The sequence below is a fragment of the Methylobacterium sp. AC832 genome, assembly GCF_979256025.1.
In genome coordinates this window covers 86,689-105,643 of the sequence record NZ_CEEDMV010000001.1, presented here as the reverse complement: position 1 = coordinate 105,643, position 18,955 = coordinate 86,689, and the positions used below count along the sequence as shown (strand labels likewise).

Sequence of the window (18,955 nt, the reverse complement as noted above, 5' to 3'; positions counted from 1 at the left end):
GTATGGAAATCGTGTCATCAAAGCCGAGTGGCCTGCGCGCGCGTAAGCGTCAGGAGACGCTGGAGAGGATCGCGGAGACAGGCCTTAAGCTGTTCAGCCGGAACGGCTACGAGGCGACGACGCTGGATGCCATCGCCGAGGCGGCCGGCATCTCGCGTCGGACTTTCTTCTACTACTTTAAGTCGAAGGAGGAGATCCTGCTGGATTGGCAGATGCGGGGGTTCAGCGCATCCCTGCACAAGGCGATCCTGGCCCAGCCTTCCGACAAGGTGCCGGTGGATGCGGTCCGCGATGCGATGCTGACGCTATCCGCAGGCTTCCGGACCCAGGAGTTCATCAGCATCGACCGCGTCCTGCGGTCCAGCGAAACCCTCAGGGTGCGTAAGCAGGCAACCTACGGCCTGCATGAGCAGGCCCTGTATGCGACGCTTATCGAGCGGTGGCCGAGTCCCGATCGCAGCACGCCCTTACGCCTCCTCGCGATGGCCTCGCTCGGCGCCATGCGCCTGGCCATTGAGGACTGGATCCAGGTGGGCGGAGATCAGCCGCTGGACTCCTTCCTGCACGCCGCGTTTGATGGGCTCGCAGCTGAGTTCTGCCAACCCCTGCGATAGCTTCGCACCAACGTGCCGAAGATTCGGGCTGCCGAGATCCGACAGCTCCGGTACGCCCTCTACGTGACCTCCGCTTCGTGGAAGCTGACAGTCGCAAATCCACCCAGCCCGGTCTTGGAGCGGACGGACGGGTCCCGACCCAACCTAGTCGAAGACGCAACTTCCAATGGTCGCCGGAAGCATACGTTCGCTAGGCGAGCTAACGAGAGAGTGCCTCACAATAATCCCGTCCAGGCGATGATGACCCGGCCATGCGGCTCAGCCAGAGCCCCTACTTCATGGCATTGGTCGCCAGTTCATGGACGGCCAGCGTGAGGACTTCCGCGGCCTTTGGAGCCAGTAGGAGTTCCGGTCCGGAGAGACGGTACTGGTCGTCGTGCTCCGCCTGGCCCCCGATCTCTTCTCGGACCAGGGTGGCCAGACCCACGCCGGCATTGGCTGTTCGGGTGAGCAGCGCCTGCGTCCGGGCGAGTGCACGAAAGCGGCCCTCCAGGCGGTTACGGTAATCCTCGACGCTGTCTGCCGTGTCGCCCATCAGAGCGACAGCCCAAGGATATTAATCCGTCCACACAGCCCAGTTCGAGGCCGCCCGTTCCGAACACGAGCATCCGTGAATCACCTAGTATGTTCAAGAGATACTGAACCAAACTTCAAAAACGGGGTTCTTTTAGCGAAACAGGAGGTTCAATGGCTCCCATCGATAAAAAACCGTCACCGGTCAAAAGTAACCGCTTCGGCCTGATTGCGGCAGGTATCTTGTTCGCAGCGCTGGTGGCATACGCGATTTACTTTATCTCTATCCCATCGCCGTTGCCGCCGCAGTGAGGAGGACACCCAAATTAGGTGACGCCTCATGTCATCTTTAGCCAAATTCAAATTGATCACTCGCGCATGCACATAGGTAGTCTCCATCCGGTTAGGTGGTTTAGATTGCCTGCTTTTGGCGTGAATTCGCCCGGCCGCACATGAGCCCAAAGACCCTCAGCCGGACTACGCGTAAACGCCGTCGGCCCACCGAACTGCTTGGTAAGTTCCGATCGCACGCACGTGTAATCGGAACCGGAAAAGCCGTGGCCTTGGTTATCGGAGAGGGGTAGTAGGATTTTGATCGGATGGTGCGGCATCACGGGTCCATGGGGTCGGGCGAAGCTAGCAATAGGGGCTTTGTGCATCCGCCGCTATCTGGCGAAGGCCCTGGCACCTTGCATCTCAGGTCGCGCATGAAGAAAGGCCGCGATAGCCTTGGCAATCTTCTGCCCGCCTTTGACCGACGGCTCGATGGGGTTGGCAAAGTCAGCGTCCTCGTTGCACAGAACGCGCAGGTCGACCAGCGAGAGATCACGCGTGAAGGCCTCGCGCGTGATTACGTCATTCAGCAGCGTGAGGGCTGTCGTGATCAGCCGTCGTCGTTGAGGGTCTGGATAGCGTGGGTCGTAGATCGTGCAGAGTGCCGTGGGGCGTGCCGCCGCCAGGACCGTGTCCAGCATGGCGCTATACGCGGTCTGAAAGCGTTCTCTTACCTCAGCCAACAGGTAGAGAGCCTCAGCTACTGATCGGGTGGGATGCTCGATCACACCGGAGGCTCTCAGCGCGTCGTTACCGCCCACACTCACCACGAGGTGGGTCGCGCTGTCTGGAAGCCGGCTCAGCTGGCGCGGCACGTCCGTGATCACGTGACCATCGACGGCCAGCAATGTGGACTGTGAGCCCTCAGGCAGAACTGTTCGCAGTTGCTCTACCACATCTGGCGCTCCGCCCACGTAAGCAGAGTTATCAAAAACAGAGTCGCCGAGCAGTACAACGTGCAGCATGGATGTCTCACCTGATATGCACATCTAGTATGTGAGGGCAGAGGAAGTATCAGGGCCATTGCGGCCAAGTCTTGCTATGGCCGATAAGCAAGACCAGAGAACGCATCGCATGGTTTCCGAGCTATCACGAGCCCGCTTCCTTACACCCACCCCCGAAGCAGGGTATCAGTCGTGACGGTCTCGACCTGCTGGCCATATCGGCCATGGTAGAGGGTGAGCATCGCATCATGCGCCTCGTCCGAAGAGCTGCAGAGCCCGTCTGTGACGACGACAATGCGGTAGCCGCGATCGACAGCGCCTAACACGGCACTAAGCACGCACACGTCCGTCTCACCACCTGTAACCACGAGCGTGTCGATGCCCCGCCCGCGCAAACGTTCGTGCAGGTCTGTGCCCAACCATGGCGAGTAGACGTGCTTGTCGATCATCTCGGCAGGCGGCACGAAACGGCTAAGCTCTGGGACAAGGTTGACCCTGTCTACTCCGAGGTGCGCAATCGTCATAGAAGTCCAGCGCTCGTAGTAGCGCTTCCACGTTCCTTCCCCATTGCCCGGCATTTGAGCTGGCACGAAACGAGTGAACAGGGTCTCTTTGGGATGAGCCTCGACGATCTGCACCACCTTCGGCAGAACGCGAGGCATCCAGGGCGTGCACCAATCGGTTTGCTCAGCGAACATACGCTGCATGTCGACACACAGATGCGCGCAGCTACGGCCGAGTGGTCCGAAACGAAGCTCGTCGGTTCCTACCATATTGCGCCCGTCAGAAGTTGTTTCTCTCTGTGGGCTATGCAAACGGGAAGGGCTGGAGGAGAGTTCCGCAGCAAGCATCGGTCAAGCTACTGTCGCACAGCAGCACGGACGCATGTACTAGCAAGTGAATAAAGATCTCCTCGCAACACGCGGTAGCAGTTCAGGTTGTTTTCGGTCAGCGGGCCTCGCTGAGGGGTACACGAAGGGCGTCCACTGGCTGAGAAAGGTCATAGGCGCATTGTCAGCGTCCTACCCTTCTCATGGTGCAGCCAATGCGTTGCGCCAGGCAGCAACTCGGTTCTCTCTTGCACGCATAGGTTAAGGCTCTCGGCCGCGGGCTTAGAGCTGGATGCTAATTGCCCCATATCCAGGGTAGGTGAGCGGATCGGCCTCAACTCCGGCACCCGTTCGATCCGTCGGCATTGTCCCGCATCGGCGCCCTGATCATCTCGGCGTCAATGCCGCCCCGCCGATCGTAGGTTGCGTCGAAGAGCAATGCTGCTACCGACTAGTTCAAGCCCCAGGTGGCAGGATCGCCTGCTAAATTACTCCAAGCCCCGTTCTTGGCGAAGGCGCGGTTGGGCCTCATCGTGCGAAGCGCGCCGCCACCCGCGCGTCGGTAACGCAGCCCCGAGGCGGGCAAGCGCCTCCATGAGGAGTTCGATCGTGGATCAAGCATGTTTGCGAGCCACCACTCCGCTCCTTCCGCCCAGCGAGCGGGTCTTCTCCTCGTGGCCGGCAAAGCGCTCCTGCAGATCTTTTCTTCGATGGCGCGGACGTTTCCGTCGATGAAGACGAACTGCCGAACGGCCCCGTAGACTTTCACAGCAAACATTCGGTGTATCGAGTGCGCCAGCTTCGACCGGGCCGGTGACACCGAGGCCGATGCCAACGGAAGCTCGGGCAACTCACTCGTGCAGTGCTGCGAGTTTCCTACGGGCGATCATGGGCGGTGGATCTGCAACCATGGGCGAAACATCGGCCGCGCAGGCTCAACCGGAGTCGGCACAGTTCCCGGACCTGCTCGGCCCCATCGGCGGCCAGACGCAGCCGTTTGACGCGCAGCGGTTTTGAAGCCTGCTCACAAAACGCGGATGAGAGACCCTAACCGGCCAAAGCCTGCATCTCGGCTACGCCATCGTGGAGCACGTAGCCACGTCCCCAGACGGTCTCGATGTAGTTCTTGCCGGAGGAGGCGTTGGCCAGCTTCTTGCGCAGCTTGCAGATGAAGACGTCGATGATCTTGAGCTCGGGCTCGTCCATGCCGCCATAGAGGTGGTTGAGGAACATCTCTTTCGTAAGGGTCGTGCCCTTCCGCAGCGCGAGGAGTTCAAGGATCTGGTACTCCTTGCCGGTGAGGTTCACCCGGTTGCCCGCAATGGCCACCATCTTCTCGTCGAGGTTCACCGTCAGGTCACCGGTGGTAATGACCGATTGGGCATGGCCCTTCGAGCGGCGGACGATCGCGTGGATGCGGGCGACCAGCTCGTCCTTATGGAACGGCTTTGTGAGGTAATCGTCGGCTCCGAAGCCAAGGCCCTTCACCTTGTCCTCGATGCTGGCCATGCCGGAGAGGATCAGGATCGGTGTCTTGACCTTCGCCACGCGCAGATTGCGGAGCACCTCGTAGCCCGACATGTCGGGAAGGGTGAGGTCGAGCAGGATGATGTCGTAGTCGTAGAGCTTGCCGAGGTCGATACCTTCCTCGCCGAGATCCGTCGTGTAGGTGTTGAAGCTCTCCGACTTGAGCATCAGTTCGATGCTCGCGGCGATCGAAGCGTCGTCCTCAATCAGCAGCACGCGCATGGGAAGATCCTCAAAAGATTGAGACTTCCTAACCGGACGTTGGCAACAAACCGTTAAGGTGCGGGAGAAAGACTCGCTTCTCTATGCAGGCACGGCTCGGCTGCGCACCAGGCCACGGACGGCTCGGAACGGAAGCGTCACAACCGTGAGGCAGGCGCCCAGCGCCAGGACCACGATGACCGACAGGATCGCCGTCAGGATTTTGATCATAGGCTTGCTCACTCCGGCGTGCAGCGGCATACGCCCTGCACCACCGCCACGATCCTCCTGAAGTTCGGCGAGAGTGTGTGCGAGCCAACCCAAGCCATCGCGATGCGCGCATCGGCCCTACTGGCCAGCCACATCCACTCATCGGCATGACCAGGATTGATGCCCATACGAAAAACGCCCCAGGAGAAGCTCCTAGGGCGTCTGTTGGCCGAGCGGCCGGCTGGATCGGGCTGGGGATGCTCAGTCAGAGGATATAAGGCGAAGCGCCTTAGTAAGATCCGAACTTGTAGTTCAGGCCAGCGCGGACGACGGCGAACTCGCTCTCACGAGCGGTGACCGAACGGCTGAGCGTAAGAACGTTGGTGGCTGGGTTGAACACCGAGCGATTGCCGGCCCGGCCTTCGTTCTCGAGGTTCACGTACAGGCCTTCGACCTTCAGCGTCACTGCGGACGACTTGAAGAAGTTGAAGAACGAGTCGGTAGGCATCGCGTACTCGAAACCACCACCAGCGGTGTAGCCGGTGCGGAAGTCGTCGCCACCCGTGCCACCGTCGCCATAGGCAAAGCCGCCGGTGCCGTAGAACAGGACGCGATCGAACGCGTAGCCGAGGCGACCGCGGACGGTGCCGAAGAAGTTCATCTCGTTGCCCGGGACGCGGACACCGACGGGGCTGTTGAGAGCGCCGGCGACAGGGCTGATGGTGCCGGTCACGGTGCGGCTCTTGTTGCCGAAGTCGGTGTACTGGGCGTCCGCCTCAACACCGACGACCACGCCCGAACCCGGGGTGAACTGGTAGTTGTAGCCAACCTGACCACCGCCGACGAAGCCTTCGAGATCGTTGCCGCCGTTGGTGGAGACGACCACCGGGGTGCGGGTGAAGGAGTTCAGCACCGAACCACCCGGCAGGGCGTAGCGGTCGCTGTTGCTGCCGGCGTCGAAGCCGTAACCGGCGTTGATACCGAAGTAGGCACCCGTCCAGGTGAACACCGGCACCGGCACGAAGACCGGGGGAGCGGCGCGACGCGGAAGGTCGGCGGCCGAAGCGGCGCCAGCCAGGAGAGCGGTGGCCGCAGTGGTGAGGAGAAGCTTCTTGAACATGGAAGTCATTGGCCCGTGCGATGAATTTGAACGACACAGAGCCTCGAAAGCGTCAGCAGCGATAGTGCGATCTTGCAACACTGGGAATTTACAGCGTATCAACCGAGTGCCGATTCCCTATGTTGCAAAGACAAATACGCAGTGGCCCTCATATGGAATGCCATCATACTTAATCATTACTTAATATAGTGGGTGGCCACTGTGACTGTAAAATCCACGACAGACGTTGATTGTACCGTCGGCCTACGCATCGCAACGCTGCGAAAGGCGAAGGGATTGTCGCAGACTGAGCTAGGCCAGCACGTCGGCGTCACGTTTCAGCAGATCCAGAAATACGAAAAAGGGGCGAACCGCGTCAGCAACGGCCGGCTGCAGCAGATCGCTCAGTTCCTCGAAGTGCCGATGTCTACCCTGTTCGGCGATCATGAAGCCGAGGAGCACAACGATGCCTTCGGCTTCTTCCGCGAGGCCGGCGCTGTCGATCTGCTTCGTGCCTATGCCACCATCGAGAACGATCAACTGCGCTGCGACGTGCTGCAGCTCGTTCGTTCAGCGGTGGGCTTGAGGGCGAGGCAAACCCAAGGCGTGGAAGAACCTAACCAGATTGTTTTGACAGGTGACAGGCCAAACTCTCACTCCTGATCGCCCTTGGCCTTCTCCAGCCCAATCTCCCTGTCGGGCATTTCCCAACCCCGTTTCCAGGTGGCATGCTCCTCAGTGTCCAAGGGGTAAGGATTGGCGCTGCTTGGGTCGCCACGATCACGGGCGTGACGCCCTTCCTGGCTAACGGCTGAAGGCGATCGCTGAGGAAAAGACACGGTTGACCTCCTCGTCCGCCCCTACAGAACATGAACCGCACCGGGTTTCACGGAGGCCATTTGGTTTGGGTCAGGCCGCCAAGGCTTGGACCTCGGCCTGGGCATAGTAGCGCGCTTCGGCTTCGGCGGGAGGGATATTCCCGATGGGTTCGAGCAGCCGGCGGTGATTGAACCAGTCGACCCATTCGAGGGTAGCGAACTCGACGGCCTCGAAGCTCCGCCATGGGCCGCACCGATGGATGACTTCGGCTTTGAATAGGCCGTTGATCGTCTCGGCGAGGGCATTGTCGTAGGAGTCTCCGACGCTGCCGACGGAGGGCTCGACCCCGGCCTGGGCGAGCCGCTCGGTGTAGCGCAGAGCGAGGTATTGCGAGCCCCTGTCGCTATGGTGTGCACGAGCCCGCCGCCCTGGAGGGGGCGACGCTCGTGCAGGGCCTGCTCCAGGGCATCGAGCACGAAGGCAGCGTGAGCCGTCCGAGAGACCCGCCAGCCGACGATGCGGCGGGCGAAGACGTCGATCACGAAAGCCACGTAGACGAAGCAAGACCAAGTCGCGACGTAGGTGAAGTCGCTGACCCACAGGGCGTTGGGGCGCGGTGCCTTGAACTGTCGATTGACCCGGTCGAGCGGGCACAAAGCTGCCGGATCGGGGATCGTCGTCCGGACTGTCTTACCCCGCACGACACCCTTCAGTCCCATCGCCCGCATCAGCCTCGCCACGGTGCACCGAGCCACCACGATCCCTTCCCGGCCGAGCTGCCGCCAGACCTTGCGCACCCCGTAGACGTGGAAGTTCGCCTCGAACACGCGCTGGATCTCGACCATCAGCGCCGCGTCGCTCCTGGCTCGTGCCGGTAGCTTACCGGGATCGGCTCGCCGCGCGGCATGGGCATGGTACGTCGACGGGGCGATCGGCAGGACCTTGCAGATCGGCTCGACCCCGTAGGCATCGCGGTGCTCGTCGATGAACGCCTTCATCGTTTGAAAGGGCGGTCGAGCTCCGCCATCGCAAAATATGCGCTGGCCTTCCGGAGGATCTCGTTGGCCTGACGCAACTCGCGGTTCTCCCGCTCCAGCGCCTTGATCCGCTCGCGCTCCTCCGTGCTCGGGCCGCCCCGTTGTCCCGTGTCCCGCTCGGACTGACGGATCCAGTTCCGGAGCGTCTCGCCCGAACAGCCGATCTTGGCCGCAATCGAGCTGATCGCCGCCCATTGCGAGGCATGCTCGCCTTGATGGTCCAGCACCATCCGCACCGCGCGGGCACGGACCTCAGGAGAATACGGTGGGGTTCGCTTCGTCATGGCTCCATCCTCTCAGGAGTTGGAGCCTCCGGGAAACCCGGGGCGGTTCACCTTCCGGGGACGCGCCATCTGGGAGGCCGCCGTGTGAGACCCGGCCAGCCTAAGTCCGCCAGACAGCGTAACCTATTGCGCTTACACACGAAAGCGTGGTGCCGGCGGAGAGGATTGAACTCCCGACCTTCGGTTTACAAAACCGCTGCACTACCGCTGTGCTACGCCGGCCCGACGCGTTAGCTACCAGTCGGAGGCGCGGCATTCAACCGGGGATGACGGAGCGTCGGTGATCTGCCTTGCGACGCCCCTCCCGCAGGGGGCGATGCAGGGCATCCGCCTGCCGGGGCCTCGGATGGACTCATGTGGGCATGCCGTCTTGGCAACATGTTAATCTGTGGCTGCCATGCTGAAACACAGCGCTAGAAATCGGGCGAGTGACCAACGCCATGCACATTGTCATCGTCGACACGAGCCGTGTTGTCCTGAAGGTCGTCGCCGGACTTCTGGAACCGCAAGGCCATACGGTCGACGTCTTTACCGATTCTCAGGCAGCACTCGACTTCGTGACTTACACGACGACTGTGCGAGTCCTGATCACGAGCCTGGAAGTCCGCCCCTTGAGCGGGCTCGAACTGTGCTGGTCAGCGCGCCTGATCGCCGAGACCAATCGTCCTCTCTACGTGATCACCATGTCTTCGGCCCGTAACTCCCGCAATCTGGCCGAGGCCCTCGACAGCGGAGCCGACGATTTCATCGAGAAACCGCCCGGCGCCGAGGAACTGCATGCCCGCATGCGTGCCGCGGAACGGCTGACGACCATGCAAAGCGAGCTGATTCGCCTTGCCGAGACCGATCCGCTCACCGGTCTCCTCAATCGGCGCGCCTTCCTCCAGCGGGTGCGGGACGCTGCCGACCGCGTCGGCAACCACGGCGACATGTCGGCGATCCTGGTGGATATCGACCATTTCAAGCGCATCAACGACGAGTACGGCCACGATGTCGGCGATGCGGCGATCCAGAACGTCAGCAAGACTATCGCGGAGGAAGGCATCGTCGGGCGGCTCGGAGGCGAGGAGTTCGGCATCGTGCTTCCGCACCGGCCGGTGGCCGATGCCGAGGCTCTCGCGTCACGCCTGCGCCGCCTCGTCGAAGGCATGCGTATCCGTGGGGCACGCACGCCGATCCGGCTGACCTGCAGCTTCGGGGTCAGCCAATGGAGCGAGGGCGACACGATCGAGGCCATGATCAAGCGCGCCGACATCGCCCTCTACGAGGCCAAGACCACGGGCCGCAACCGGGTGATTTCCGCCGCCTCCGACCTCGTCCTCGCCCGGGCAGGCTGATCCCGGATCTCACTGCCCCCTACCGATGGGTCGGTGTCAGTGAGGCATGGAATGAGCCGATCCCATTTCGGACCGGGCTGTTCCTGATAGGGACAGGCGTGGTCGGTCGGCCAGCATGCATTCGCCCGCGTTAACCGAGATAAGGCGATTTTCGCGGCTGTTTTCGCGATATGCGTCCTTGTATTCATCGCGCGACGCGGAATCGCGACGAATAAACCGATGGAATGGGATTTGAACTGCTCTTGACCAGCCCGGGCGCGATGTATCGCGATGGGACAGAGGGGGGAGCGGCATGAACCAGGCCGTTGGAGTTTTGATCGTCGACGAACCCGTGGGGCTCGGGCCTGTCCTGAGGGCCTTCCTGGAGCATGAGCCCAGCCTGCATACGGTGAGCGAGGCCGATCTGCCGCTCGACGGTCCGGGAATCGAGAGCGTCGTCGCCCTGGTCTTCTTGCGAGAGAACGCAAGCGAGGCCGACCTCGCCCGGATCACCGCGCTGAAGAATCATCCGAGGCTGCGCGTGCTGGCGGCCTTCCAGAGCCTGCCCGCCGACACCCTGCGCCATCTGCTCGTGGCCGGTATCGATGCGGTGGTCGCCCAATCGGCGACCCCGCGGGAGATCAGCGCCACCATCGTCCGCTTGGCCCAGGCGGGCAAGGCGGACGCCCCGACCTCCAATGTCGAAACGTCCGATGCGGCGGATGCCGGGGAAGGGCTCACCCCCCGCGAGGCGGAAATCCTGCGGTTTCTCAGCGCCGGTTTCAGCAACAAGGAGGTGGCACGACGCCTCAGCCTCAGCGTCCGCACCGTGGAGACGCATCGGCTCAACCTTCGTCGCAAGACCCAGACGGGCCGGCTGAAAGACCTCGTCTGCCTCGCACGGCAACTGGGCCTCGCCCCCGTCGTCGAAAGCGAGATGCCGCGCCAAAGCAAGGGCGACAAGGGCAAGTCCGAGAAAGGCAAAAGCGAGACCGGCCTGCACGGCCGCTCGACCATCATCGAAGCGATGGCGCGACACTGAGGAAGCGTGACGGGACGGCTCGCGGGGTCGGCCGTACCCGCGCCCCCGAAGAAAATCCCGCCAGACGCAGGCAGGACCGGATTCGCCGAACGGGCGCTTTCGCGTCGATGCCAGCGGTAAAAATTCGACGTTGGGTGACCGCCGCTGGGAGCAGCCCGCTTTCAGCGTCGTTTATTTAACCGCAGTGGAACCCCCATCATCTCGAAACACGGCGATCCCGAGGTGCTCCAATCGTTGCCGAGCTTCCACGCAGCCGAAGGTCCGCTTCCAGGCAGATTGGTGGAACTGATGGTAGGGCCGAGTTGGGTAGGTTTGCGACCGTCCTACCGCGAGTTTCTCGAAGAGCGAAGCGGACATGGCCTGAGTCAACCGCGGGCCTCCGGCGAGGATCTTTACTCACCGGTGATTCACGTCAAAATCGGGCCGCGACACCGCCCATGATAGTGCGGGGTGTGCCTGGAGTGGCGTACCGGTTTTGCCAAGCGCGATCAAAATAGTTTGCGTCGAACAGGTTGTCGACGTTGAGGTAGACCCGCACCTGAGGCGTGATCCAGTAATACGAGATTAAGTTGAAGATCGTGTATTCCGGCAGGCGGAAGGTGGAAAGAGCGGTCCCAGCCACCCGCTGGCTGACATAGGTCATGCCGCCGCCAAGGCCGAGACCGCGCAGATCGGCGTTCTGAAACTCGTACACGCTTTGTAGAGCGACGCTATCGGCCGGGATGTTCGCGATGCGTGTCCCGACGGCCAATGTGTTGTCGCGCGTGACAGCGGCATCGGCATGAGTGTAGGTGCCGAATACCCGCCAGCCGGGGGTCAGATAGCCCGCGACGGTCAGATCGAAACCACGGCTGCGTACCTCGCCAGCCGCAACACTGAAGTTCGAATCGCCTGGATCGACGGTGAGGACATTGGTCCTGCGGATGTCGAACACGGCGGCCGTAGCGCTCAGGCTTCCGTCGAGCAGGCTAAGCTTCGCTCCGGCCTCGTATCCCTCACCCTGCTCGAAGGCAAAGGGGTTCCCGCTGCGGTCAGTGCCGGTGTTTGGGCGGAAAGAGCGACCATAATTGCCGTACAATGCGATTGCGTCGGTGAGATCGTAGACGAGGCCGAAACGCGGGGTCGCGACCGTCCCCTGCAGGCTGGTGGTGCGGCCAGTCCGATAATCGGTCGAGACGAGTCCGAGATCCTCCATGCGCACGCCGAGGAGGGCGTGAAGCCGCGGAGTTATATCGATCTGGTCCTGGATATAGCCTCCGTAGCTTTGAGTGTTTTGGAGGAAGTTGGTAATCGAGCCGAGCGGCGGCAGCGGAGATTGCCCGTAGCGAGGCGCGAGAAGGTCGAGGGTGAACGGATTGACGTTCACATTCGAGCGATCGAAGATCTCCCGGTAGCGATAGCTGTCGTACTCGAAGCCCATCAGCAGGGTGTGGCGGAAAGGTCCGGTCTCGAACTTGCCCGCGAGATTGAGCTGCAGGTTGAGATCCGACCAGCTCAAATCGCGGTGTTCGAAGGTGCGCCGCAGGGTGCGGCCGTCGCCCAGCACGTTCACAGCACCGACGCCGTTGCCGTAAAGCTGGCCGCCGAGCGCCTGCGCGCCCGCGCTCACCACCCAGTTCGAATCGAGCCGGTGCTCGATGCGGAGCTGCCCGAGCGCGTTGTCGTTGCGGACGGGCGGGATGCCGGGCTCGCCGATGAAGCGGCTGCGCGGCACCGCACGCAAGTTGCCGTTGATAGGCACGATACCTCGGTCGAAGGTCGCCGCGGTGCTCACCACCTCGCCCTCGAGCGTAATCGTGGTGTCGGCCGACGGCTTCCACGCGATTACGGGCGCGAGATAGTAACGGTCGCTATGCACGAAGTCTCGGAAGCTGCCGTTGTCCTCGACTGCACCTGTGACGCGGGCGAGCACGCGCCCCTCCTGATCGAGCGCACCGGTAGCATCGAAGGTGGTGCGTTTCTGATTGAAGCTTCCGAACTGTGTTCCGATGGCGAGAGAGCGTTCGGCCTGAGGCTGTTTGGTAACGATGTTGAAGGTGCCGCCTGGATCGCCACGACCATAGAGGAACGCCGAGGGGCCTTTCAGGACCTCAATCCGCTCGATCGAGACGACATCAGGCGAGTTTGGATAGCCACGGTTCATGGGGAAGCCGTTTCGATAGTACTCCCCCGTAGAGAAGCCGCGGATCGTAAATTCCGTCAGCCCGAGACCTGCGAAGTTATTCGCTCGGCCGACTCCGGCAAGATCGAGCGCCGCATCGACGCGGGTTGCGGCGACGTCCTTGAGGATCTGGTCTGGCACGACAACGACTGTTTGTGGCACCTCGCGCAGGGGCGTGTCAGTGCGCGTTGCGCTGACACTGTTTCTGGCGAGGTAACCATCCACTTTGCTTGCCGGCCCGCCATTGCCGACCACTGATAATTCGTCGAGCTGCACTTCCTGAGAGGAGTCTGCCGCAAGCTGTGCTAAAGCGGAACTTGGCCCGAAACCGTTCAATGATCCGGATTGCGCCACAAAACCAATGGCAACCGAAGTAACCAGCGGAAAGATTTTTTTATTGTTTTTGAAAGATTTGGACACGAACAAAAGCTAGCCTGTTATGGTTTTTCGTCCGTTACAATTCAGAAACATATGACGTCAAGCTTGATTTGCCCTGCGCGAGAAGTGACGTTTATAGGCATTTCAATCTGGATGCCAAAAAATCTAGAAGCATTATAAACTGAGACGCCCTTTTGACTATTTGTTGCACTGGGGTCACAGCACATCGACGCTATCTCATTGTAATTTACGCGACCTTCGGTTGAATAAATGAGATTTTACCAAACAAACCCGGGAGCCTTTAGGTAAGATTATATGGGCTGTCCGAGATTTTGTATGGGGCAGCTGCCGTTTTCAATATAGACATGTCGCTTATGGCGCATGCGCAGCGGCAATCACGGTCGAGGCGAAACGTCTGCTTCGGGACGTACCGTCAGAGTCCGCTTCCACTCATCGCGGACGTTCAGGGCGGATACCGTCCGGTAGATTTCGGTCATGCGATGTCCGGTCCCCGCCTATGCCGTCGCTCGGGCCTCGGGCTTCACCGAGCCGGAACGTCGCTTGCGCGACGTCACTTCGCCCGTCGCAGCCCCCATGGCCTTGGCCTTCGTCGAACTCTTGGCTTGCGTCGAACTCTTGGCCTTTACCTTGGCCGGCACCTTCGTCTTGACCGAGACGGTGCCCTTTGCCTTTTCGAGACGCGCCCGCAGCAATCCGAGAACCGCAGCCTCTTCGGGCTTCAACCGGGCGATATCGTCCCGCAACTCGTCCTCCACCGCATCCGCCACCTGGATCAGCAGCGCGCCCTCCAGATACCCGTCGAGAATTTCGGGGTGGATGTAGCATTTGCGGCAGATCGTCGGCGTGTTGCCGAGCCGCGCCGACACGCTCTCGATGGCCGCGCGCAGGTTCTTCTTGGCCTTGGCCTCGCTGTCGAACGCCTCGAATTCCTGCAAGGCCAGGGCGGCCAGCACCGTGCCGGCCCAGGTCCGGAAATCCTTGGCGGTGATCTCCTGCCCGGTGATCTCGCGAAGATAGGCGTTCACGTCGGCCGAGGTGACGTCGCGCGTCTCGCCCGCGTCGTCGATATACTGGAACAGTTCCTGGCCCGGCAGGTCCTGGCAGGATTTGACGATGCGGGCCACGCGCCGGTCCTTCACCGACAGGTTCCACATCTTGCCGCTCTTGCCCTTGAAGCGGAACGTCAGCTCCGCGCCAGCGACGGTCACATGGGGATCGCGCAGGGTGGTGAGGCCGTAGCTTTTGTTGGTGCGGGCATAATCGTCATTGCCGACACGGATGAGGGTCGTCTCCAGGAGATGGACGATAGTGGCGAGCACCTTCTCGCGGGACAGGCCGCGGCGGCTCATATCCTCGTCCACCCGCGCCCGGATGGCGGGCAGGGCGTCGGCGAAGGCCATGATGTGCTCGAACTTGGTCGAGTCGCGCGCCTGCCGGAAATCGGGGTGATAGCGATATTGCTTCCGCCCTTTGGCGTCCCGTCCCGTGGCCTGGATATGGCCGTCGGCGCGGGGGCAGATCCAGACATCGGTATAGGCGGGCGGGACCGCGAGGGACCGGACCCGCTTCAGGATCTTCGGGTCGCGGACGGGCTTGCCCTTGGCATCGCGATAGGAGAACCCGGTTCCGCTCCTGCGGCGCGTGAGCCCCGGACGGTCGGCATCGACATAGGTCAGGCCTGCCTCGATGGCCGCATCCCGCGGATCGGCGACAACGCCGTCCTCTTCGCGATCCATCGCCATCACCCGCCTCCCGTCGATCGTCAGGAACCGTCAACCGGCCGGGCACGGGCGGCGTTCCGAACCGGGGCGGCGGCGCGATGTCTCGCCGGGGCGATGCCTGACAGGCACGTCCTCGTTCAACCTGTCTCCCTCTTGCCATAACACTCCTGCCATTCGCCTCGCCCCGGAGCGGCGGCGTGCTACAGCCTCTCTCATGGCCACGTCCCCTTCGCCCTCCTCCGCGCCGATGAAGCGGCTCGTCTTCGTCGTCACCGAGGACTGGTTCTTCGCCTCGCACTTCCTGCCCATGGCGCGGGCCGCCGTGGCGATGGGCCTGTCCGTGGCGGTGGTGACCCGCGTGCGCGACCACCGGGCGGTGATCGAGGCGACGGGGGCGCGCGTGGTCGAGTTGGAGGCCGAGCGCTCCAGCCTCAACCCCATGGCGGCGGGTTATGCGGCGGGCCAGCTCGCGGCGATCCTGAAGGCGCTGAAGGCGGATATCGTCCATTGCATCGCGCTGCGCTCGATTCTCGTGGGCGGGACGGCGGCGGCGATGGCGGGTATCTCAGGCCGGATCTATGCCCTGACCGGGCTCGGCTTGATGGGCGCGCGCGCCGACGTCGCGGGACGCATGGCCCGCATCGCCCTGCGCCAGCTGATCCGTGGACCGCTCGCCTCGAAACAGACCCGGTTCCTGTTCGAAAACCCGGACGACGCCATCGCCCTCGGCCTCGATCCGGCCGACACGGCCGTCACCATCGTCGGCGGGGCCGGCATCGACCCGGCCTTGCTCGCAGAGACGCCGCAACCGCCCTCCCCGCCCCTGCGCATCGCCGTCGTGGCGCGGATGCTGTGGTCGAAGGGTATCGACACTGCCGTGGAGGCGACGCGCCTCGCACGCGCGGAGGGCGCGGCGGTGGAGCTCTCCCTCTACGGTGCTCCGGACGCCTCGAACCGGAGGGCGATCCCGCAAGAGACCCTGCGTTCCTGGAGCCGGGACGGCATCACCTGGCATGGCCCGACCCGCGATGTGAGCGCCGTCTGGGCGGAGCACCATGTCGGATGCCTGCCCTCCCGGGGCGGCGAAGGCCTGCCGCGTACGCTTCTGGAGGCGGCGTCCTGCGGGCGCGCCCTCCTCACCACCGACGTTCCCGGCTGCCGGACGCTGGTTCGCGAGGGAATCGAGGGCATGCTGGTCCCGCCGGACGATGCGCGGAGCCTCGCTGCCGCGATGATCCGGCTCGCCGCCGATCCGCTCCTCGTGGCGCGGATGGGAGAGGCCGCGCGGCGGCGCGTGGTCGAGGGCGGCTTCACGGAGGATGCGGTGATGCGGGCGGTCTCGGGGCTCTACGCGGATCTCATCCGCTCATGACGCCCTCGGTCGATCCACTTCGCTTCATCCGCGCCAATACGCGGCTTCTGCCCGTCCCCCACGCACCGGAGATCGTGCTGCATGTGGCCGACGAGGCCACCGATCTCTGGCAGAAGACGGAGGACGAGCTCGATTCCATCGGCCTGCCGCCACCGTTCTGGGCTTTTGCCTGGGCGGGCGGGCAAGCCCTGGCCCGGCATATCCTCGACCGTCCGGACCTCGTGGCCGGGCAGCGGATCCTCGATTTCGCCTCCGGCTCCGGGTTGGTGGCGATCGCGGCGACGCTGGCCGGCGCCACCCATGCGACGGCGAGCGACCTCGACGCCTTCGCGATCGCCGCCATCGGTCTCAATGCCGAGGCCAACGGCGTCGGCGACAGGATCACGCCCGTCCTCGACGACCTCATCGGTTCGCGGCCGGCCGATCTCGGCGTCACGACGATCCTCGTCGCGGACATCTTCTACGAGAGCGACATCGCCGGCCGGGTCACCGACTGGCTGGCGGCCCTGCACGAGCAGGGCGCCACCATCCTCATCGGCGATCCCGGCCGTTCCTACCTGCCGAGGGACCGGCTCGACATCCTCGCGACCTACGAGGTGCCGGTGAGCCGCTCCCTCGAGGATGCGGAGATCAAGCGCAGCAGCGTCTGGCGCTTCAGGGCTTAGGAGCCGGGGGCGTCGCCTCCGGTATCATGCCGGAGCCGGTGCCGGTGCCGGTGCCGGTGCCGGTGGGCACGGTCGAGCCGGGCGCCGTCGGGGCGGGTACATTCGGGGCAGGCGCATTCGCTGCGGGGGCCGTGGGGGCGGTGGTCGCTCCGGAGGCGTCGTCGCCCTTCAGGCAGGATTTGATGAAGGCATGCCGGTCGGCCTTGTCCACGCCGGCGGATTTCAACTCCTCCTTGCACGCCTTGAGCGCGTCGTCCCTGCAGGACTTCATGAACGTCTTGCGCTCGTCGCCCTTCAGGCCCTTGGCCTTCAGCTCCTGCTTGCAGGCGCCGATGCGGCCACCCACGGCGGCGGAGGCGTCCGTCATGGGCAATCCGGTGAGCATCCCGGCAAGCAGGACGAGTCGCAACGTCGAGTTCTTCATAATCGCACTCGCTTCAACGGATGGAGGGGGGGATGGGATCGCGACGGACCGGAGCGTGGCCGCGATCGGTGTGGCGACGCGCCCCGTGCGTCGGTCGTCGCACCACACTCCGTCATCGACCATGCCCGCCATGGATGCAACATCCGGCCCCCTGCCCTTCGCCCGCCCCCGGGCACATTCCCGTGAGGATCGGCCCCGGGACGGCGCGGTTCGGCCGAGAGGCGGGATCCGCGCTCACCCCGCCTGCGGGGCACGGATCTGGTCGAAATCGAGCAGGGCCGTCTCGATCACGATCTGGGTGCGGCTGATCACGTCGAGCTTGCGCAGGATCTCGGAGACATGCGCCTTGACGGTGGAATCCCCGACCTGAAGCTCGTGCGCGATCTGCTTGTTGAGCTTTCCCTGCCGGATCATCAGGAGGACCCGTAATTGCTGCGGCGTCAGGCGGGCGATCCGCTCGGCGAGCTGCGTCGCCGGAGGGGCCAGATCCGCCGCGGGCCCGGAAAGCGCCGCCGGGATCGACAGGCCACCACCCAGAACGTCCGCGATGGCACGGGTCAGCGTCGCCTTGTCGACCGCCTTCGGCACGAACCCGGCCGCGCCGTGCCGCAGCGCCTCGCGCATGATGCGCGGATCTTCCAGGCCGGACACGACGAGGATCGGAACGCGCGGAAAACGGGAGCGGATGGAGATCAGGCCGTCGAAGCCGACGACGCCCTGCATCGACAGGTCCAGCAGCACGAGATCGATTCGGCTGTCGGCCGTCAGGGCCGCCATGGCGCTGACGATCCCCTCGGCCTCCGCGATCGCCGCTTCGGGAAAGGCGAGCTTGACGGCGCTCGCCAACGCATCGCGGAACAGCGGATGGTCGTCGACGATCAAAAGACGCGTGGCCGCCCCGCCCCTGCCCTCTTCCCCCGGCATCGAACCCATCCCGCACCGATCTCGCACGCGAGCCCTGCGGTGACCCTACCAGATCGGTGTCGAACGCGCCAAAGCGAGGGGAAGCGCCGCGCCGACAACGGCATCGGAGGGGGCACCGAGGCCCCTCGTGCCGCATCCCCTCGCCCGGCCCGATCGGTGCTACTTTGCGGTGATCTTGACGCCGGTCTTCTCCACCTCGGCCCGTACCATCGTCTTGGTCTCCTGGGGAGCAACGGACCAGGCTACCGCACAGACCAGGCAGAGTGCAGCGAAGCTATAGGCAAGCCCGTGCATCACTCCCAGCAGTCCGAGCAGGAGAGGGATGAGAGATAGCGTCACTGCCATCGTCGAATTACCGGTCAGATAGTAAATCGAAACAAAAGCAATCACCGTCATGACGAGTGCTTTGAGGAAATTAGGCACTGACATCTCCGTTTCAAAAGTCGGATCTATGATCTTTCGGCCATAGACATGTATCTGCGGCGCCTTAACCCCAGAGGCTTCAAACGGTTAAGCTTAT

18 protein-coding genes, 1 tRNA gene, 1 pseudogene and 1 other annotated feature are annotated in these 18,955 nt (G+C 63.2%); of the genes and pseudogenes, 7 read left to right on the top strand and 13 right to left on the bottom strand.

Annotated features, from left to right (window positions below; genetic code table 11):
• Positions 1-2 precede the first annotated feature (2 nt).
• The gene (locus AC0IXR_RS00495; protein ID WP_471759369.1) at positions 3-614 is read left to right on the top strand and encodes a TetR/AcrR family transcriptional regulator; all 612 of its coding nucleotides are present in this window, start codon (positions 3-5) and stop codon (positions 612-614) included.
• 271 nt (positions 615-885) lie between these two features.
• Here AC0IXR_RS00495 and AC0IXR_RS00490 read toward each other — a convergent pair whose 3' ends face one another.
• Entirely contained in the window at positions 886-1,149 is a 264-nt protein-coding gene (locus AC0IXR_RS00490; protein ID WP_471759368.1) for an HWE histidine kinase domain-containing protein, read from the bottom strand.
• 152 nt (positions 1,150-1,301) lie between these two features.
• Here AC0IXR_RS00490 and AC0IXR_RS00485 point away from each other — a divergent pair, with 152 nt between their 5' ends.
• The gene (locus AC0IXR_RS00485; protein ID WP_156467779.1) at positions 1,302-1,439 is read left to right on the top strand and encodes a hypothetical protein; all 138 of its coding nucleotides are present in this window, start codon (positions 1,302-1,304) and stop codon (positions 1,437-1,439) included.
• 353 nt (positions 1,440-1,792) lie between these two features.
• Here the strand turns inward: AC0IXR_RS00485 and AC0IXR_RS00480 are convergent, their stop codons facing one another.
• The 5 genes from AC0IXR_RS00480 to AC0IXR_RS00460 all read right to left on the bottom strand — a co-directional run bounded on the left by AC0IXR_RS00480 (position 1,793) and on the right by AC0IXR_RS00460 (position 6,292).
• Positions 1,793-2,425: an SGNH/GDSL hydrolase family protein gene (locus AC0IXR_RS00480; protein ID WP_082470232.1), complete on the bottom strand. Its 633-nt coding sequence runs from the start codon at positions 2,423-2,425 to the stop codon at positions 1,793-1,795.
• Between the two features lie 140 nt (positions 2,426-2,565).
• On the bottom strand, positions 2,566-3,177 hold the full coding sequence (locus AC0IXR_RS00475; protein WP_056428355.1) for a cysteine hydrolase family protein: 612 nt from the start codon (positions 3,175-3,177) through the stop codon (positions 2,566-2,568).
• A 1,104-nt stretch (positions 3,178-4,281) separates the two neighbouring features.
• Positions 4,282-4,983, bottom strand: a complete 702-nt coding sequence (ctrA, locus tag AC0IXR_RS00470; protein WP_056428356.1) for a response regulator transcription factor CtrA — start codon at positions 4,981-4,983, stop codon at positions 4,282-4,284.
• An 81-nt stretch (positions 4,984-5,064) separates the two neighbouring features.
• Positions 5,065-5,193, bottom strand: coding sequence for a hypothetical protein (locus tag AC0IXR_RS00465; RefSeq protein WP_280136556.1), 129 nt, complete (start codon positions 5,191-5,193; stop codon positions 5,065-5,067).
• A gap of 268 nt (positions 5,194-5,461) precedes the next feature.
• The gene (locus AC0IXR_RS00460) at positions 5,462-6,292 is read right to left on the bottom strand and encodes an outer membrane protein (protein ID WP_056428359.1); all 831 of its coding nucleotides are present in this window, start codon (positions 6,290-6,292) and stop codon (positions 5,462-5,464) included.
• A gap of 201 nt (positions 6,293-6,493) precedes the next feature.
• On the opposite strand from AC0IXR_RS00460, the gene AC0IXR_RS00455 reads away from it, so the two are divergent.
• Positions 6,494-6,934 carry a helix-turn-helix domain-containing protein gene (locus AC0IXR_RS00455; RefSeq protein WP_471760205.1) on the top strand — a complete coding sequence of 147 codons (441 nt, stop codon included), beginning with the start codon at positions 6,494-6,496 and terminating at the stop codon, positions 6,932-6,934.
• A gap of 246 nt (positions 6,935-7,180) precedes the next feature.
• On the opposite strand, the pseudogene AC0IXR_RS00450 reads toward AC0IXR_RS00455, so the two are convergent.
• Together AC0IXR_RS00450 and AC0IXR_RS00445 are read right to left on the bottom strand one after the other, a co-directional pair.
• Positions 7,181-8,411, bottom strand: a pseudogene (locus tag AC0IXR_RS00450) (IS3 family transposase).
• Positions 8,014-8,130: a sequence feature (AL1L pseudoknot), on the bottom strand. (Overlaps the previous pseudogene by 117 nt.)
• 147 nt (positions 8,412-8,558) lie before the next feature.
• Positions 8,559-8,633, bottom strand: a tRNA-Thr gene (locus AC0IXR_RS00445).
• A gap of 218 nt (positions 8,634-8,851) precedes the next feature.
• On the opposite strand from AC0IXR_RS00445, the gene AC0IXR_RS00440 reads away from it, so the two are divergent.
• Entirely contained in the window at positions 8,852-9,748 is an 897-nt protein-coding gene (locus tag AC0IXR_RS00440; protein WP_207410917.1) for a GGDEF domain-containing response regulator, read from the top strand.
• Between the two features lie 292 nt (positions 9,749-10,040).
• A complete protein-coding gene (locus AC0IXR_RS00435; RefSeq protein ID WP_471759367.1) occupies positions 10,041-10,769 on the top strand; it encodes a helix-turn-helix transcriptional regulator in 729 nt (242 codons plus the stop codon).
• Between the two features lie 412 nt (positions 10,770-11,181).
• Here the strand turns inward: AC0IXR_RS00435 and AC0IXR_RS00430 are convergent, their stop codons facing one another.
• On the bottom strand, positions 11,182-13,266 hold the full coding sequence (locus tag AC0IXR_RS00430; RefSeq protein WP_471760203.1) for a TonB-dependent siderophore receptor: 2,085 nt from the start codon (positions 13,264-13,266) through the stop codon (positions 11,182-11,184).
• A 557-nt stretch (positions 13,267-13,823) separates the two neighbouring features.
• The gene (locus AC0IXR_RS00425; RefSeq protein WP_471759366.1) at positions 13,824-15,071 is read right to left on the bottom strand and encodes a DNA topoisomerase IB; all 1,248 of its coding nucleotides are present in this window, start codon (positions 15,069-15,071) and stop codon (positions 13,824-13,826) included.
• A 193-nt stretch (positions 15,072-15,264) separates the two neighbouring features.
• Here AC0IXR_RS00425 and AC0IXR_RS00420 point away from each other — a divergent pair, with 193 nt between their 5' ends.
• Positions 15,265-16,422 carry a glycosyltransferase family 4 protein gene (locus tag AC0IXR_RS00420; RefSeq protein ID WP_471759365.1) on the top strand — a complete coding sequence of 386 codons (1,158 nt, stop codon included), beginning with the start codon at positions 15,265-15,267 and terminating at the stop codon, positions 16,420-16,422.
• Positions 16,419-17,087 carry a class I SAM-dependent methyltransferase gene (locus AC0IXR_RS00415; RefSeq protein WP_471759364.1) on the top strand — a complete coding sequence of 223 codons (669 nt, stop codon included), beginning with the start codon at positions 16,419-16,421 and terminating at the stop codon, positions 17,085-17,087. Before AC0IXR_RS00420 ends, AC0IXR_RS00415 begins: the two co-directional genes overlap by 4 nt.
• On the opposite strand, the gene AC0IXR_RS00410 is transcribed toward AC0IXR_RS00415, so the two are convergent.
• From AC0IXR_RS00410 to AC0IXR_RS00400, 3 genes are all read right to left on the bottom strand, one after another.
• Complete coding sequence (locus AC0IXR_RS00410; protein ID WP_471759363.1) at positions 17,077-17,511, bottom strand: PsiF family protein; 435 nt, start codon at positions 17,509-17,511, stop codon at positions 17,077-17,079. The two genes, AC0IXR_RS00415 and AC0IXR_RS00410, sit on opposite strands and share 11 nt — an antisense overlap.
• 234 nt (positions 17,512-17,745) lie before the next feature.
• Positions 17,746-18,435: a response regulator gene (locus AC0IXR_RS00405; protein ID WP_207410910.1), complete on the bottom strand. Its 690-nt coding sequence runs from the start codon at positions 18,433-18,435 to the stop codon at positions 17,746-17,748.
• A gap of 159 nt (positions 18,436-18,594) precedes the next feature.
• Complete coding sequence (locus AC0IXR_RS00400; protein ID WP_156652676.1) at positions 18,595-18,858, bottom strand: hypothetical protein; 264 nt, start codon at positions 18,856-18,858, stop codon at positions 18,595-18,597.
• Between the last annotated feature and the right edge of the window lie 97 nt (positions 18,859-18,955).

Coding starts and splice junctions, on each gene's coding strand:
- AC0IXR_RS00475 (WP_056428355.1), bottom strand. CDS start 3,177: ATGGTAGGAACCGACGAGCTTCGTTTCGGACCACTCGGCCGTAGCTGC.
- AC0IXR_RS00410 (WP_471759363.1), bottom strand. CDS start 17,511: ATGAAGAACTCGACGTTGCGACTCGTCCTGCTTGCCGGGATGCTCACC.
- ctrA (WP_056428356.1), bottom strand. CDS start 4,983: ATGCGCGTGCTGCTGATTGAGGACGACGCTTCGATCGCCGCGAGCATC.
- AC0IXR_RS00420 (WP_471759365.1), top strand. CDS start 15,265: ATGGCCACGTCCCCTTCGCCCTCCTCCGCGCCGATGAAGCGGCTCGTC.
- AC0IXR_RS00425 (WP_471759366.1), bottom strand. CDS start 15,071: ATGGCGATGGATCGCGAAGAGGACGGCGTTGTCGCCGATCCGCGGGAT.
- AC0IXR_RS00440 (WP_207410917.1), top strand. CDS start 8,852: ATGCACATTGTCATCGTCGACACGAGCCGTGTTGTCCTGAAGGTCGTC.
- AC0IXR_RS00485 (WP_156467779.1), top strand. CDS start 1,302: ATGGCTCCCATCGATAAAAAACCGTCACCGGTCAAAAGTAACCGCTTC.
- AC0IXR_RS00460 (WP_056428359.1), bottom strand. CDS start 6,292: ATGTTCAAGAAGCTTCTCCTCACCACTGCGGCCACCGCTCTCCTGGCT.
- AC0IXR_RS00490 (WP_471759368.1), bottom strand. CDS start 1,149: ATGGGCGACACGGCAGACAGCGTCGAGGATTACCGTAACCGCCTGGAG.
- AC0IXR_RS00495 (WP_471759369.1), top strand. CDS start 3: ATGGAAATCGTGTCATCAAAGCCGAGTGGCCTGCGCGCGCGTAAGCGT.
- AC0IXR_RS00415 (WP_471759364.1), top strand. CDS start 16,419: ATGACGCCCTCGGTCGATCCACTTCGCTTCATCCGCGCCAATACGCGG.
- AC0IXR_RS00465 (WP_280136556.1), bottom strand. CDS start 5,193: ATGATCAAAATCCTGACGGCGATCCTGTCGGTCATCGTGGTCCTGGCG.
- AC0IXR_RS00435 (WP_471759367.1), top strand. CDS start 10,041: ATGAACCAGGCCGTTGGAGTTTTGATCGTCGACGAACCCGTGGGGCTC.
- AC0IXR_RS00405 (WP_207410910.1), bottom strand. CDS start 18,435: ATGCCGGGGGAAGAGGGCAGGGGCGGGGCGGCCACGCGTCTTTTGATC.
- AC0IXR_RS00480 (WP_082470232.1), bottom strand. CDS start 2,425: ATGCTGCACGTTGTACTGCTCGGCGACTCTGTTTTTGATAACTCTGCT.